This is a genomic window from Chthoniobacterales bacterium, assembly GCA_018883245.1.
Classification (GTDB): domain Bacteria; phylum Verrucomicrobiota; class Verrucomicrobiia; order Chthoniobacterales; family JACTMZ01; genus JACTMZ01.
Map to the genome: position 1 here is coordinate 39,414 of VEQL01000004.1, position 13,339 is coordinate 52,752.

At 62.7% G+C, this 13,339-nt stretch carries 15 protein-coding genes; 12 read left to right on the forward strand and 3 right to left on the reverse strand.

Annotated elements, in window-relative coordinates:
* Positions 1-2: 2 nt before the first annotated feature.
* The 4 genes from FGM15_02375 (at position 3) to FGM15_02390 (ending at position 4,196) form a co-directional block, all read left to right on the forward strand.
* Positions 3-755 carry a chromosome segregation protein ScpA gene (locus FGM15_02375; GenBank protein ID MBU3664713.1) on the forward strand — a complete coding sequence of 251 codons (753 nt, stop codon included), beginning with the start codon at positions 3-5 and terminating at the stop codon, positions 753-755.
* Positions 756-826: 71 nt separating this feature from the next.
* Positions 827-1,522, forward strand: coding sequence for an SMC-Scp complex subunit ScpB (scpB, locus tag FGM15_02380; GenBank protein ID MBU3664714.1), 696 nt, complete (start codon positions 827-829; stop codon positions 1,520-1,522).
* Positions 1,519-2,586, forward strand: coding sequence for a prephenate dehydratase (pheA, locus tag FGM15_02385; GenBank protein MBU3664715.1), 1,068 nt, complete (start codon positions 1,519-1,521; stop codon positions 2,584-2,586). The genes scpB and pheA overlap by 4 nt, the downstream gene beginning before the upstream one ends.
* A gap of 47 nt (positions 2,587-2,633) precedes the next feature.
* On the forward strand, positions 2,634-4,196 hold the full coding sequence (locus FGM15_02390) for a tetratricopeptide repeat protein (protein ID MBU3664716.1): 1,563 nt from the start codon (positions 2,634-2,636) through the stop codon (positions 4,194-4,196).
* On the opposite strand, the gene rimO is transcribed toward FGM15_02390, so the two are convergent.
* The 3 genes from rimO to FGM15_02405 are packed head-to-tail and all read right to left on the reverse strand — an operon-like array spanning position 4,184 to position 8,707.
* The gene (gene rimO / locus FGM15_02395) at positions 4,184-5,572 is read right to left on the reverse strand and encodes a 30S ribosomal protein S12 methylthiotransferase RimO (GenBank protein ID MBU3664717.1); all 1,389 of its coding nucleotides are present in this window, start codon (positions 5,570-5,572) and stop codon (positions 4,184-4,186) included. The genes FGM15_02390 and rimO overlap by 13 nt on opposite strands.
* Before the next feature lie 25 nt (positions 5,573-5,597).
* On the reverse strand, positions 5,598-6,224 hold the full coding sequence (locus tag FGM15_02400; protein MBU3664718.1) for a hypothetical protein: 627 nt from the start codon (positions 6,222-6,224) through the stop codon (positions 5,598-5,600).
* Positions 6,224-8,707 carry a DNA translocase FtsK gene (locus FGM15_02405; protein MBU3664719.1) on the reverse strand — a complete coding sequence of 828 codons (2,484 nt, stop codon included), beginning with the start codon at positions 8,705-8,707 and terminating at the stop codon, positions 6,224-6,226. Before FGM15_02405 ends, FGM15_02400 begins: the two co-directional genes overlap by 1 nt.
* Positions 8,708-8,780: 73 nt before the next feature.
* On the opposite strand from FGM15_02405, the gene FGM15_02410 reads away from it, so the two are divergent.
* From FGM15_02410 to FGM15_02445, 8 genes are all read left to right on the forward strand, one after another.
* Positions 8,781-8,975, forward strand: a complete 195-nt coding sequence (locus tag FGM15_02410; GenBank protein MBU3664720.1) for a hypothetical protein — start codon at positions 8,781-8,783, stop codon at positions 8,973-8,975.
* Positions 8,976-9,074: 99 nt separating this feature from the next.
* Positions 9,075-10,367 carry an adenylosuccinate lyase gene (locus FGM15_02415; protein ID MBU3664721.1) on the forward strand — a complete coding sequence of 431 codons (1,293 nt, stop codon included), beginning with the start codon at positions 9,075-9,077 and terminating at the stop codon, positions 10,365-10,367.
* Positions 10,368-10,493: 126 nt separating this feature from the next.
* Positions 10,494-11,825, forward strand: a complete 1,332-nt coding sequence (locus tag FGM15_02420; protein ID MBU3664722.1) for a signal recognition particle protein — start codon at positions 10,494-10,496, stop codon at positions 11,823-11,825.
* Between the two features lie 11 nt (positions 11,826-11,836).
* Positions 11,837-12,082, forward strand: coding sequence for a 30S ribosomal protein S16 (rpsP, locus tag FGM15_02425; GenBank protein ID MBU3664723.1), 246 nt, complete (start codon positions 11,837-11,839; stop codon positions 12,080-12,082).
* Between the two features lie 11 nt (positions 12,083-12,093).
* Positions 12,094-12,324, forward strand: a complete 231-nt coding sequence (locus FGM15_02430) for a KH domain-containing protein (GenBank protein MBU3664724.1) — start codon at positions 12,094-12,096, stop codon at positions 12,322-12,324.
* Positions 12,325-12,328: 4 nt separating this feature from the next.
* Positions 12,329-12,520, forward strand: coding sequence for a hypothetical protein (locus FGM15_02435; GenBank protein ID MBU3664725.1), 192 nt, complete (start codon positions 12,329-12,331; stop codon positions 12,518-12,520).
* A gap of 12 nt (positions 12,521-12,532) precedes the next feature.
* Positions 12,533-12,889 carry a diacylglycerol kinase family protein gene (locus tag FGM15_02440; protein MBU3664726.1) on the forward strand — a complete coding sequence of 119 codons (357 nt, stop codon included), beginning with the start codon at positions 12,533-12,535 and terminating at the stop codon, positions 12,887-12,889.
* A gap of 81 nt (positions 12,890-12,970) precedes the next feature.
* Positions 12,971-13,300, forward strand: a complete 330-nt coding sequence (locus tag FGM15_02445) for a QacE family quaternary ammonium compound efflux SMR transporter (GenBank protein ID MBU3664727.1) — start codon at positions 12,971-12,973, stop codon at positions 13,298-13,300.
* Positions 13,301-13,339 lie beyond the last annotated feature (39 nt).

Here is a 13,339-nt window from a genome sequence, read left to right on the forward strand (position 1 = left end):
CCGTGACCGAAGCGGCCTACAAGGTCAAACTCGATGTTTTCGAGGGTCCGCTCGACCTTCTGCTCTATCTTGTGCGGAAGGACGAGATCGATGTTTATGACATCGAGATCGGGCGCATCACCCGCCAATACCTTGAATACCTCGGGGCTATGGAATCGATCGACGTGGAAATCGGCGGCGAATTCATCGTCATGGCCGCCAACCTCCTCTACATCAAAAGCCGCACCTTGCTGCCCGCCGATTTGCAGGGTCCCGAGGAAGAGGAGGGCGAGCAGGAGGATCCGCGCTGGGAACTGATCCGGCAGCTTATCGAATACAAAAAGTTCAAAGAAGCTGCCGGCGATTTGCGTAACCGCGAGGAACTGGCGGTGAAACTTTTCGGCCGTTCTCCGTCCGCCCCTCCTTCCGACGGCGGGGCGACCTTGCTGGCGGGCGAGGTGGGTGCGCTCGACCTCATCGCCGCTTTCCAGCGCGTGCTCGACCGCCTGGAAAAAAAGAAGGGCGCCGAACGCGAAATCGAAGCTGACCGTTTCACGGTGTCGGAAAAGATCGAATTCGTCCTCAAGGTGCTCCCGGAGGCGGAGCCCCTGCGTTTCGAGGAGCTGTTCGCCGGTCAGACAACGCGCGGCGAGGTCGTGGCGACCTTTCTCGCCCTGCTCGAGCTGGTGCGGCTGCGCCATGTTCTCGTCCGGCAGGATGCGGCCTTCGGAGAAATCCTGCTCCAGCGCCGGGGATCCGGTGCGGTCTCCCCGTGAAAAGCGCATTTCTCGGTTGATGCCCCGCGGCAAATGTCGAATCCTCGCATTTCTCTTTTTCCGTCCATCCGATGAACCATCTCACCCGTGTGCTCGAGGCCATGCTGTTTGCCTCGGACAAGCCGCTCTCAGCATCCGAATGCGTGAAATATCTCAAGGGAGCGGTTGAATCCGCGCCCGAGGACGCGGACATCGCGGCCTTGGCCAAGACCAAACAGGATGATGTGGCCGTTGTGCTGCGCGAATTGCAGGCCGCTTACGAGGAGCAGCAACGCGGATTCCGGGTGGTGGAAAGCGCCGCCGGCTGGAAGGTGGTGACCGCGCCCGACGCCGCGCCGTGGGTGCGCCAGCTTTTTCCCGAGAACCGCCCGGCGCGCCTCAGCCCGTCGGCGCTCGAAACCCTCGCGATCGTGGCTTACCGCCAGCCGATCGCACGGGCGGATATCGAGGCCGTGCGCGGTGTGAATGTCGATGGCGTGATGCAGACGCTGCTCGAGCGCGGTGTCATACGCATCACCGGGCGGGCCGATGTGCCCGGCCGGCCTTTGCTCTACGGGACGACGGAATTTTTCCTCGAGCACTTCGGATTGCGTTCGCTCGACGAACTTCCCAACTGCGCGGAATTGCGCCGCATCGAGTTGCCGGCCGCCATCGCCACGGATGACGCCCAGCCGAATTTGCCGTTTCCCGCCGAAGGGGGAGCGAATGGCGCCGCAGAGTCCGCAGCGGAGCCGCCGCAGGAGGCGGCCGCGGAGGTGACGCCGTGAATCTCGATGACCTCCGCGCCGCGGTGGATTCGGTGGACGACCGGATTCTCGACCTGCTGCGCGAGCGCGCGGAGCTGGTCGGACAAATCGGCCGCCTCAAGGAGAAGTCCGGCGGACCCTACTATGCTCCGGAGCGCGAGGATGCGCTGCTTCGCCGTCTTGTCTCCGCCAACAAAAGTCCCCTGCCCGAAACATCAATCCGCGCCATTTACCGGGAAATCCTCTCGGCCATGCGCGCCCTCGAGCAGACAATCACCGTGGCGTATCTCGGACCGCGCACCACGTTCAGCCACCAGGCCGCTGCCCGGCACTTCGGCAGCTCGGTGAAATTCCAGCCTGAGCGCACCATTCCCGAGGTTTTCGAGGCCGTCGAACGCGGCCGCGCCGGCTATGGCGTGGTGCCGATCGAGAATTCGCTCGAAGGAGGCGTCAACGCGACCCTCGACTGCTTCATGGACACTGCGGCCCGCATCTGCGCGCAGACGTTTTTACCCGTCGATCTCAACCTGCTCGGACGTGTGCCGGTGGAAAAGGTCCGCCGCGTTTACTCGCATCCGCAGCCGTTCGGGCAGTGCCGCCGCTGGCTGGCGGCGCATCTTCCCTCCGCGGAATGCGTCGAGGTTTCCAGCACCGCCCGCGCCGCGGAACTGGCCGCGTCGGAGGAAGGCGCTGCGGCCATCGCGGGCGACATGGCGGCCGCGGAGTTCGGCTTGCCGGTCCTCGCGCGTTCCATCCAGGACGCAACCGGCAACGTCACGCGGTTTTTCGTCATCGGAAGGCAGGACACACGGCCGTCCGGCCACGACAAGACTTCGGTGATGTTCGCGGTGAAAGACCAACCCGGAGCGCTTGCCCGCGCTCTGGAGCCTTTCGAGAAGTCCGGGATCAGCCTCACGCGCATCGAGAGCCGTCCTTCGAAGCGGCGCCCCTGGGAATACTACTTTTTCGCCGACTTCGCCGGCCATTCCGCGGACCCCGCCGTGGCGGGAGCCTTGGCCAAGCTCGAAGGCGTGTGCGCTTTCACCCGGCTGCTCGGAAGCTACCCCGACGTTCCGGCTGCCTGACGCGGATTGCACCGCGCGGAAGCACCTGTTAAACTGCGCGGCTGCACGTGAAGACAGAACACGACCTGCCCACCCAGAAGCGTTCGATTTATCTCAAGGCCCTGAGCGCCCTTGAGATGAAAAATCCGGCGCTGGTGGTTCAGTTGTTGCAACCGCTCGTGATCGAGGAGCCGGAATTTCTCGTCGGCCGCCGTCTTCTGCGCGAGGCCCAGATCTTGCGCTCGCGCGGCAAGTCCTCGTTTTTCGGGATCTCGGGCACCGGCATTTCGCTCGGCCGCGGAAAAATCAAAAAACTCCTCGAGTCCGGCGATTGGAAGGCGGCGATCGAGATAGCCGAGAAAGCCCTGGACGCGGATCCGCTCGGCGTCGCCCCCAACAAAGATCTCTTCGAGGCGGCCTCGACGGCGTCGAAAGCCGAACGCAACTTCATCTACGAAACCTACGTGAAGCACGGCGGGGAAAAGGTGGAATCGGACAAAAAGCGCCCGCGTCTCGCAGAACAGATCGAATTCATCCTCAAGAACGCCCCGAATGACGCGGAAACCGCGAAGTCGGTGCACGCGGCCCGCGACAGAATGCAGACGTTCGATGCGATCGCGCGGCTCGCGCTCGAGACCATCGCGCACGACCCCAAGAATGCCAACCAGGCGAAGCACGACCTGGGGGATTACCTCTTGGCCACGGAAGACTACGACGAGGCGTTCAAAATATTCGAGGAGATCCTGCACAAAAACCCGGCGGATCTCGATGCGCGCGACAAGTCAAGGGAAGCGGCGGCGCGCCGCTCGATGCAGCGCGGGCGCCTCGAAACCGCGTCCTTCGCCGATCTCGTCAAGCAGCGCCAATCCGCGGGTGCCGACGAGAAGGTCGTGACCGCCGCGGAATCCGCCGAGGATCTGGCACGCATCGTATATGAGGCCCACGAGGCGGGGAATCCCGATCGCGAGGCCGCAAGGAAGTTGGCGGATCTTTATTTCAACCGCGAAGATTACGGCAACGCGGTGGAATATTACCGATACCTTTCGGCGCTCGCCAATGAGACCGATCCCGGGCTCCTGCGCAAAATCAGCGACTCGCAGGCGCGCATGCTGTCCAAGACCATCGCCGACAAGGAAAAGCAGCTTGAAGCCTCGGGCTTGGACGAAGCCGCGGCCGCGCAAGCAAAGACGGAACTCGATCAACTTCGCCGGGATCGGGCCGAGTTGATGCTGGGCGAGGCGCAGCGCCGCGTGGACCGCAACCCGACCGACCTGCAATACCGCTTCGAACTCGGCGAGCAGCTGGTGATCGCCGGGCATTACAAAGAGGCCATCCCCGAGCTTCAGAAAGCGCGGTCCAACCCGAACACGCGCACCAAGGCGCTCAACCTGCTGGGAAAATGCTACACCGAGCGCAGCATGCTCGACCTCGCGGCCAAGACGCTCGCCGATGCGGCGTCGGAAATTCCCGGCATGGATGGCACGAAAAAAGACATCATCTACAATCTGGGGCTTGTTTACGAACGCATGGGCGACAAAGAAAAGTCGCTCGATTGCATGAAGCAGATCTACGAGGTAGATTACGGCTACCTCGACGTGGCCGAACGGGTCGAGGCTTCCTACACCGCCTGAGCCGTGAGGTCGTAAACCTGCGACCCCGTGACGGTGACTTCGGCAAATTCGCCGACCGGCAGGGGTTTTTCCAACAGGACGCGGCAATCGACATCCGGGGCGTCATGCTCCGAACGTGCTACCTGCGGCTTGTCGACCAGGACTTTGATTGTGCGGCCCTGCCGTGCCGCGGCCAGTTCCCGCGCAATTTTCTGCTGCAGCTTCATGGCACGCGCATGCCGCCGGTTTTTCACCGCGGCCGGTATCTGACCGTCCATTTTCGCCGCACGCGATCCTTCCTCCTGCGAATACTTGAAAACCCCGAGGCGTTCGAAGCGGACGCGTTCGATGAATTCCAGCAGGGACTCGAAATGCTCGTCGGTTTCGCCGGGAAAGCCGGTGATGAAAGTGGTGCGGATGGCGAGGCCCGGGATGCCCTCGCGCATCCGGACGATGAGATCCTCGATGTGTTCCCGGGAGGTTTCGCGGCGCATGAGCCGCAGCATTTCCTCGTGGATATGCTGCAAAGGCATATCGACGTAGCGGGCGACCTTCTTGCTCCGCGCGATGGCGGCGATGAGTTCGTCGCTCCAGTGCGCGGGGTGCGTGTAGAGCAGGCGGATCCAGAAGTCGCCTTCGATCCCGTCGAGTTCCTCGAGAAGACGGCAAAGCGTCGGCCCGCGCGAGGAATCCACCGGCTGGCGGGGCCCGGCCTTTTGCTCCCAGTGATCCATGCCGAAATACGTGGTGTCCTGGCTGATGAGGTTCAACTCCTTCACGCCTTGCGCGACGAGTTGGCGCGCCTCGGCTACGACCGAATCGATGGTGCGGCTGCGGTGGCGTCCGCGCATTTGGGGGATGACGCAGAAGCTGCAGGGATGGTTGCAACCCTCGGCAATTTTCACATAAGCCGTGTGGCGCGGGGTGAGCAGAAAACGGGGAGTGTCATAATCCGGGATGTAGCGCGACCCGCGGGTGACAAGGTCGAGCGGTGCGGCGCTTTGCGCCGACGGACGCTCCAGCACCTCGCGCACGATACGCGGAAACTCGGCGACCTGGTCCAGCCCAATAAAGGCGTCCACCTCAGGGATCTCGGCTTTGAGTTCCTCGTGGTAGCGCTGGGCCAGACAACCGCTGACGATGAGTTTCTGCCCGGGGCGCGACGAAATGCGCCGCTCGTGCATTTCCAGGATGGTGTTGATCGATTCTTCCTTGGCCGAGTCGATGAAGCCGCAGGTGTTGATGACGAGGACATCCGCCTGGTCCGGATCGCGCGTCAGGTCGAATTCGCCCTTGGCCGCCCCGCCCAGCATGATTTCGGCATCCACGAGGTTTTTGGCGCAGCCGAGGCTGACCATGCCGATGCGGGGGCGGGCAGATTCCTTGCTCTGGCGCATGCGTGCGGCCGGTGCGCGGCGGAGATCAGAATCCCGCTTCGGCGTGCTGCGTTTGCGGGCCCGGCGCGAGGGTGAGGGTCACCGGATCCTCGAGGACGACATTTTCCCGCGGCAGCACCGCGTGGATCTGCAGTTGTGACGGCGCGTCGGTGCTTTGCGGCACGGCCTGTGGCGCCGCCTGTGCCACGTGGCGTCCGGTCGATGGACGATCGTCGAGGTTGAGGCGCGAGAGTTTGGCGTTGAGCGACCAGAGCCCGATGGCCAGAACGACGACGACGGCCGCACTGGCAGTCTTGGCAACGGAAAGCAAACGGTTGCGCTGGGCGGTATCGAGGCGCGAGCTTTTCAGCGGGCGTCCCATGCGGCGGACGAATTTGCCGACCGGCATGATGCGGACTCCCTCGCGGGTTTGGGTGGCGCGGCGCGTGACTTCAAAATCAAGGCCCAGGTAGCGCGCATACATCCGGAGCGAGAGCTTGCGGTAAACGTCGGGAAGGATGTTCACGTCCGCGCTTTCCTCCAACTCCTGCAGCAAGCCGGCGCGCAGGCGGGTGTCAGCCGCCGCTTTTTCCAGGCTGATGCCCTTGGATTCGCGCAGCTTTCTGAGTTCCTGGCCGGGATGAGGATTCATCGGTTTCCCAATATGCCTCATCAGGGCAGGCTGTCCAAGTCCACAAGTATCTCGCGGTCCTTGGCCCCATCTTTGGGGCCGACAATCCCGCGTTGCTCGAGGATATCGACCACGCGCGCCGCGCGGGTGTAGCCCAGCCGGAGGCGGCGCTGGAGCATGGAGGTCGAGGCTTTGCGCTCCTGCTTGATGATTTCGAGGCATTTGGCCACGAGTTCCTCGTCTTCCTCCGTCACGTCGTCGTCGGCGGAAGCAGTAGAAGTCATGGCCTCATGGAACCCCGGATCGAAAGTCGGCTGCGCCTGCGCGGACACGCAGTCCACGACACGGTGGATCTCGTCGTCGGTGACAAGCACGCCTTGCGCCCGGACGAGTGTCGAGGTGCCCGGCGGAAGATAGAGCATATCTCCCTGCCCGAGCAGTTTCTCCGCACCGTTGGCGTCGAGGATCACGCGGCTGTCGAGCTTGGATGCCACTTGGAAAGCGATACGGCTCGGGATGTTGGCCTTGATCACGCCCGTGACCACGTCGGCCCGCGGCGTCTGCGTCGCGACGATCATGTGGATGCCCGCGGCCCGCGCCATCTGCGTGATGCGGGCGATGGCGTTTTCCACGTCGGCCGGCGCGGTCTGCATCAAGTCGGCCAACTCGTCGATGATGACCACGATGAACGGAAGCCGGTCGGGAATTTTGAGTTCCTCTTCCTTTTTGGCCGGGGGCGGCGCTCCGAGCACCTCGTCCTCGATGCCGCCTTCGCTTTCCTCTTCCGCGGTTTCCGGCTCGGGAGGAGGTGTGTCGCCGGCCTCTTTTTTGTCCAACGGCCGCGCGTTGAATCCGTGGATGTTTCGCAGCCCGCATTTGGCGAAGATGCGGTAGCGACGCTCCATCTCGTCGATGACATACCGGAGCGCGAGGAGGACTTTTTTCGGCTCGGTGACGACGTTGGCGGCGAGGTGCGGAAGCTTCCCGTAGTGCTGCATCTCGACGACCTTCGGGTCGATCATGATGAACCGCAGTTCCTCGGGGGAAAACTTGTAGAGCATGCTGGCGATGATCGCGTTCACGCACACGCTTTTGCCGCTGCCGGTGGTTCCCGCGATGAGAAGGTGCGGCATCTGCGCGAGGTCGGCGATGATCGTGCGCCCGTAAACATCCTTGCCCAGCGCGAGCGGGATCTTGGCTTTGCTGTTGGCCCATTCCTCGCTTTCGAGAAGCTCGCGGAAGACGACTTTGATCTTTTTGCTGTTGGCGATCTCGATGCCGACAGTGTCTTTGCCGGGGATCGGCGCGAGGATGTTGATTTTTTCGGCGCGCGTCGCGCGGGCGATGTCACGTTCGAGGCTGGTGATGCGGTCCACCCGCACGCCGCGCGCCGGATAGACCTCGAAGCGCGTGACGGTGGGACCGCGTGTGATGTCGCCAGCGCTGGCCTCGAGGCCGAATTGCTTGAGCGTCTCGAGGATGGTGCTCTGAGTGGCGAGCAACTCGTTCGGGTCGGCCGACTGGCGCGAACCGGCATCGGCCGAGTCGAGAAGGTCGAGCGGCGGAAGTTGGTAATTCTCGATATGGACATCGGGCGGTGAACCGAGCGGTCCGGCTTCCTTTTTCTTTTTCGGCGGCGGAGCAGGGGGCTTTTTGGCCGGGGGCTGGATCGCGCCGGTATCGATGATTTTCGGTTCGGGCAAAGGAGGCTCGGGCCCGATTTCCTCCTGCTCCTCCTCTTCGTCTTCTTCCTCTTCCGCGGCCGGTGTCGGCTTGCGCCGCGCGCGTGGCGCCGCCGTGCGCGGCTTGCTCCTGGGTGTCGTGGCAAGGGCTTCCTCGACGAGCATTTCCTGCTCGGCACGTTTTTTCTCGATGCGCGCCTCGCGCCACTGGCGGAGTTTTTCCGGGATTGCCGCCATCACCGCCTTGCAGAATTTCACCGGATGCATGCCGGTCATGAGGATGAGGCTGGCGAGGTAAACAATGAGCAGGAGAATTGTGGCGCCGATTCCGCCGAGCAGCGCCTTGAGCAGATTCTCGCCGAAGACCAGTCCGAACCACCCGCCCGGTCCCTCGATCTTGAAATGCGTTTTCCACCCCTGGAGAAACCATGGTTGGATCCCCGCGAGGCACGCGCCGGAGAGAACGAAAGCCGCCATCCATCCGAGGCGGCGTTTCAAATCGAGTCCGGCATGGAGGAATTTCGCGCCCCCGAAACCGATCAGCATGACGGCCAGGAGATAGGATGCCGCTCCCAGGTGGAAGTAGCAGAATGCGGCAACGATGGCGCCAACCGGACCGATGAAATTTTCCGGCGGACGCTGGGGCGGTTCCTGCGTGCCGAACCACCAGAAGGAGGAAACATCGGCCGAGGAATACGAAACGAGTGCCAGGAACAAAAGAGTCCCGGCGCCGAGGAGAAGCAACCCCAGCACTTCACTCCAAGCCTTGCTGCCTCCTTCTGTTGTTCCGCGAGCCAAGGGTGTTTTCATAACAGAGGCGCACCCCGATGGAAAAGAAGGCATTTGCCGGGCCGCAGATCGCCAAACGGCCGTTTGATTTTTTGAACGGCCGCAGCGCCGCGCGGTCAAAGCCTTCATGAAAACAAAGCCCTTCAACCCCTACCGCAAATTCAACCGTGGACGCCACTCGCTCGGCGAGCTGGTGGAAGCACTCGGATCCGCAACCCAGGACAGCCGCGAAGCCATCGCCGCCTTGGTGGACATGTTCCAGACCGGGCGTGTCCAAATCAGGGAACACGGCCACTTGAAGCGCGTGAGGGTCTGCGCGTAAGAATTTTTTTCATGGCAAGCAAGGGCTGCGGCCGCGGGGCCGCGGCCCTTCTTGTTTTCCGCAATGGTCATGCACGCGGGCTTGCGCTAAAGTGATGCGGTGATTGACCGATATTCCCGGCCGGAGATGCGAGCCCTCTGGTCCGAACAGCGCAAATACGAAATATGGCTCGAGATCGAAACCCTCGCCTGCGAGGCCATGGCGCGCTTGGGGCTGATCCCCGAGGCCGATGCCGTGCAGATCCGGCAAAAAGCGAAATTTTCCATTCCCGAGATTCTCGAGATCGAAAAGCGCACCAACCACGACGTTATCGCGTTCCTCGAAAACGTCGCCGCCTCGGTCGGTCCGGCTGCGCGATGGATGCACCAGGGGCTGACATCCTCCGATATTCTCGACACCACGCTCGCCGTGCAGATGACTGCGGCCTGCGACCTTCTGATCAAGGACGTGGACGAGGTCCGCGCGGCCGTCGCCGAACAGGCGCGCGCGCACAAGCTCACGCCGATGATGGGGCGCAGCCACGGTATCCACGCCGAGCCCGTGACGTTCGGCCTCAAGATGGCGCTGATGTATGACGAATTCGGCCGCATGCGCGAGCGACTCGTCGAAATGCGCAAACGCGTGGCCGTCGGGCAACTCAGCGGTGCGGTGGGGACGCGCGCGCACCTCGATCCGCGGGTCGAGGAGGAAGTTTGCGCCAAGCTGGGCCTCAAACCCGCGACCCTTTCCACGCAGGTCATCCAGCGCGATCGCCATGCGGAGTTCATGACCGTGCTCGCTTTGGCCGCGAGTTCGATCGACCGCTGGGCCACGGAGTTCCGCCATCTGCAGCGCACCGAGGTTCTCGAAGTGGAAGAATTTTTCGCCAAAGGCCAGAAGGGCAGCTCGGCCATGCCGCACAAGCGCAACCCGATCACCGGCGAACGTCTCTGCGGGCTGGCGCGTGTCATACGCGGCCATGCCGTCACCGCAATGGAAAATGTCGCCCTCTGGCACGAGCGCGACATCAGCCACAGCAGCGCCGAGCGCATCATCATGCCCGACGGCTGTATCCTGCTCGACTACATGCTCGCTCTCTTGGCCAAACTCGTGCGCGGGCTGCAGGTCTATCCCGAGAATATGCGCGCCAACATGGAGAAGTCGCGCGGCCTTTTCGCCAGCCAGTCGGTGCTGCTCAAACTCACCGAAAAAGGGTTCGAGCGGCAAAAGGCTTACGAGGCCGTGCAGCGCGCCGCCTTGAAGACGTGGGCTGGCGACGGAGAGTTTCTCGCCAACCTTGCCGCCGATTCCGAAATCCGTGCGGCGCTCACCGATGCCGAGTTGCAGGATGCCTGCGGATTGGACCGCCATTTCCGACACGTGGACAAAGTTTTCAAAGACCTGGGTCTGTAGGTGGATTGCGCCAGCCGGTTTCCTTCGCGGAACGCTTGCCCGCCAGAATGAAAAATCCCTCACGCTGTTTCTGAATTCGCCGCGTGTGCGCGGCTGCACCTCCTCTGCTAAAATCCTTCCTGCATCATGTTCTCCCGCCTTTCCGACAAACTGCAGGATGTCTTCAAGGACCTCCGCGGTCACGGGCGCATCAGCGAGTCGAACGTCAACGACGCCCTGCGCGAGGTGCGCATGGCGCTCCTCGAGGCCGATGTGCACTTCAAGGTCGCCAAGGACTTCATCGCGCGGGTCAAAGACAAAGCCCTTGGCGAGGAAGTGCTGCGCAGCGTCACGCCCGGACAGCAGATCGTCAAAATTTTCCACGACGAACTCGCCACGCTGCTCGGTAGCGACGCTGCCCCGCTGCAACTCGGCCCGCAGGCCCGCATCCTTGTCGTCGGTCTCAACGGCGCGGGCAAAACAACCACCTGCGCGAAGTTGGCGGCCTGGCTGAAGAAAAACGGACGCAAGCCCGTGCTTGTCGCCTGCGACCTGCAGCGACCGGCCGCCATCGAGCAACTGGCCACCCTTGCGGAGCAGATCGGCGTTCCAGTTTACCGGCCGGCGCCGGGGGAGAAAGATGTGCTGCGCGCGGTGCGCGAGGGCATGGACTGGGCCAAGTCGCAGGGCCACAACGTCGAAATTTATGACACCGCCGGACGCCAGGATCTCGACGACGACCTCATCGGTGAACTGCGCAGGGTGAAGGATCTCGTCCAACCCGACGAAAGCCTGCTTGTGTGCGACGCGGCCACCGGACAGCAGGCCGTCGGCGTGGCGGAAAAATTCCATGGCGCCGTCGGTGTCACCGGATTGATCCTCACCAAACTCGACGGCGATGCCCGCGGCGGCGCTGCGCTTTCCCTGCGCGAGGTCACCGGCCAGCCGGTCAAGTTCGCCGGCACCGGCGAGAAGGTTGACGCTTTCGAAGTGTTTCACCCCGACCGCATGGCCGGTCGCATCCTCGGCATGGGTGACGTGGTGAGCCTCGTCGAGAAAGCGGCCGAGAATTTTCGCGTGGAGGACGCCGCGCGCATGGAGGAGCGGCTCCGCGGCGGGAATTTCGACCTCAACGACTTCCTCGACCAGTTCAAAGCCATCCGCCGCATGGGCCCCTTGGAGAATCTCCTTGGTCTCCTGCCCGGGATGGATAAGCTGAAAGGATCCGGCGTTGATGAAAAACAGATGCGCCGGGTGGAGGCCATCGTCCTCTCCATGACGCCCGGCGAGCGGGCGCGGCCCGAGCTTCTCAACGCCCGTCGCCGCCAGCGCATCGCCCGCGGCAGCGGGACGACGGTCACCGAAGTGAACAGCCTTTTGCTGAGGTTTTCCGACATGAAAAAACTCATGAAAAGCCCCGGCAAATTGAAAAAAATGATGGCCAGAGCGGGCGCCATGGGCATGCTTGGCCGGAACTAACGAAATAACTTATGGCAGTGGCAATCAGACTCCGCAGGGAAGGGACGCGCAACGCGCCCTATTACAAGGTCGTGGTCGCGGACAAACGCAGTCCGCGCGACGGCAAATTCATCGAAATCATCGGCAACTACGATCCGAAGAAGACCGGCACCAACTACAAGATCGATGTTGCCCGGGTGGATCACTGGGTGAAAAACGGCGCCCAGATGTCGGACACCGTGCGCAGCTTGGTGAAGAAAGCCCGCAAGGCCGCCTGACGCCGCGACCCATGGAGGAATTCCTCAACTTCGTCCTCCGCCGACTCGCCGGCCATCCCGACGAGGTGTTCCTCTCCCACGCCGCCGTCGATGGCAAAGACGTTTTTACCGTGCAGGCGCGGCAGACCGATCTTCCCCGTATCATCGGCAAACGCGGTCAAACCATCCACGCCATCCGCAGCTTGCTCGATGCCGCCGCGGCCAAGCACGGAGGCAAGGTCCGCCTCGTCGTCCCCGACTGATTCCATGCCAGCCCGTCCTGCTTTGCTCATCCTCGCCGCGGTGCTCGTCTTGGCACCCGCGTGCGAGCGCATCCCGCCCTCGGTCAGCATCCCCGGCTACGGCGAGAAAGAAGCCGCCAAAGAAAAGTCTGAAGGCCAACCGCTCGGTGCCGCGGAAAACCCGCCGGCGTTTTTCCCGAAGCAGGAAAGCCACTGAACGTCGGGCGCCATGAACCGGCGCGGTTTTCTCTCACGCGAAATCGGAAGTTTCGCCTGTGCCTTCCGCGGCCTTGCCGCGCTACTCAAGAGCGAAGTCCACGCACGATTTCATCTGGCCGCCACGGTCGCCGCCCTTGCCCTCGGATGGTGGTTCGGAATCTCCGCCGGCGAATGGATCGCGGTCGTTCTCTCCATCGGCTTGGTCTGGACCGCCGAGGCGCTCAACACCGCCATCGAATACGTCGCCGACCTCGCGCACCCCGACGAGCACCCGGAAGTGAAAAAACTGAAAGACCTCGCCGCCGCCGCCGTGCTCTTTGCATCGATCACGGCGCTCATTGTCGGACTGATCGTATTCATCGAGTAGAAGCACCCCTGCCGCTTCGTGATTGATGGTCAGGCGGCACAATACGTCTACCTTACTGCAAAAACTCCAAATTTCCGGCTCATGACCTATCTCTACCTCGCCATCGCCGTCGTCGCTGAAGTTATCGCCACGTCCGCCCTCAAAGCTTCCGACGGTTTCACCCGGTTCGGCCCGTCGCTGTTCGTCGTCGCGGGTTATGCGGTCGCATTCTATTTCCTTTCGCTCACGCTGCGCACCATGCCGGTCGGGATTGCCTATGCTCTCTGGTGCGGTGCGGGTATCGTGCTCGTCGCGTTGATCGGATGGCTGGTTCTCGGCCAGAAACTCGATGCAGCCGCCATCGGCGGCATGGCGCTCATCATCGCCGGGGTCGCAGTGATCAATTTATTTTCCAAAAGCACGGGCCATTGAGCGGCTGATCGGTTCGGATCTTCCGAAACTGCATAGTTG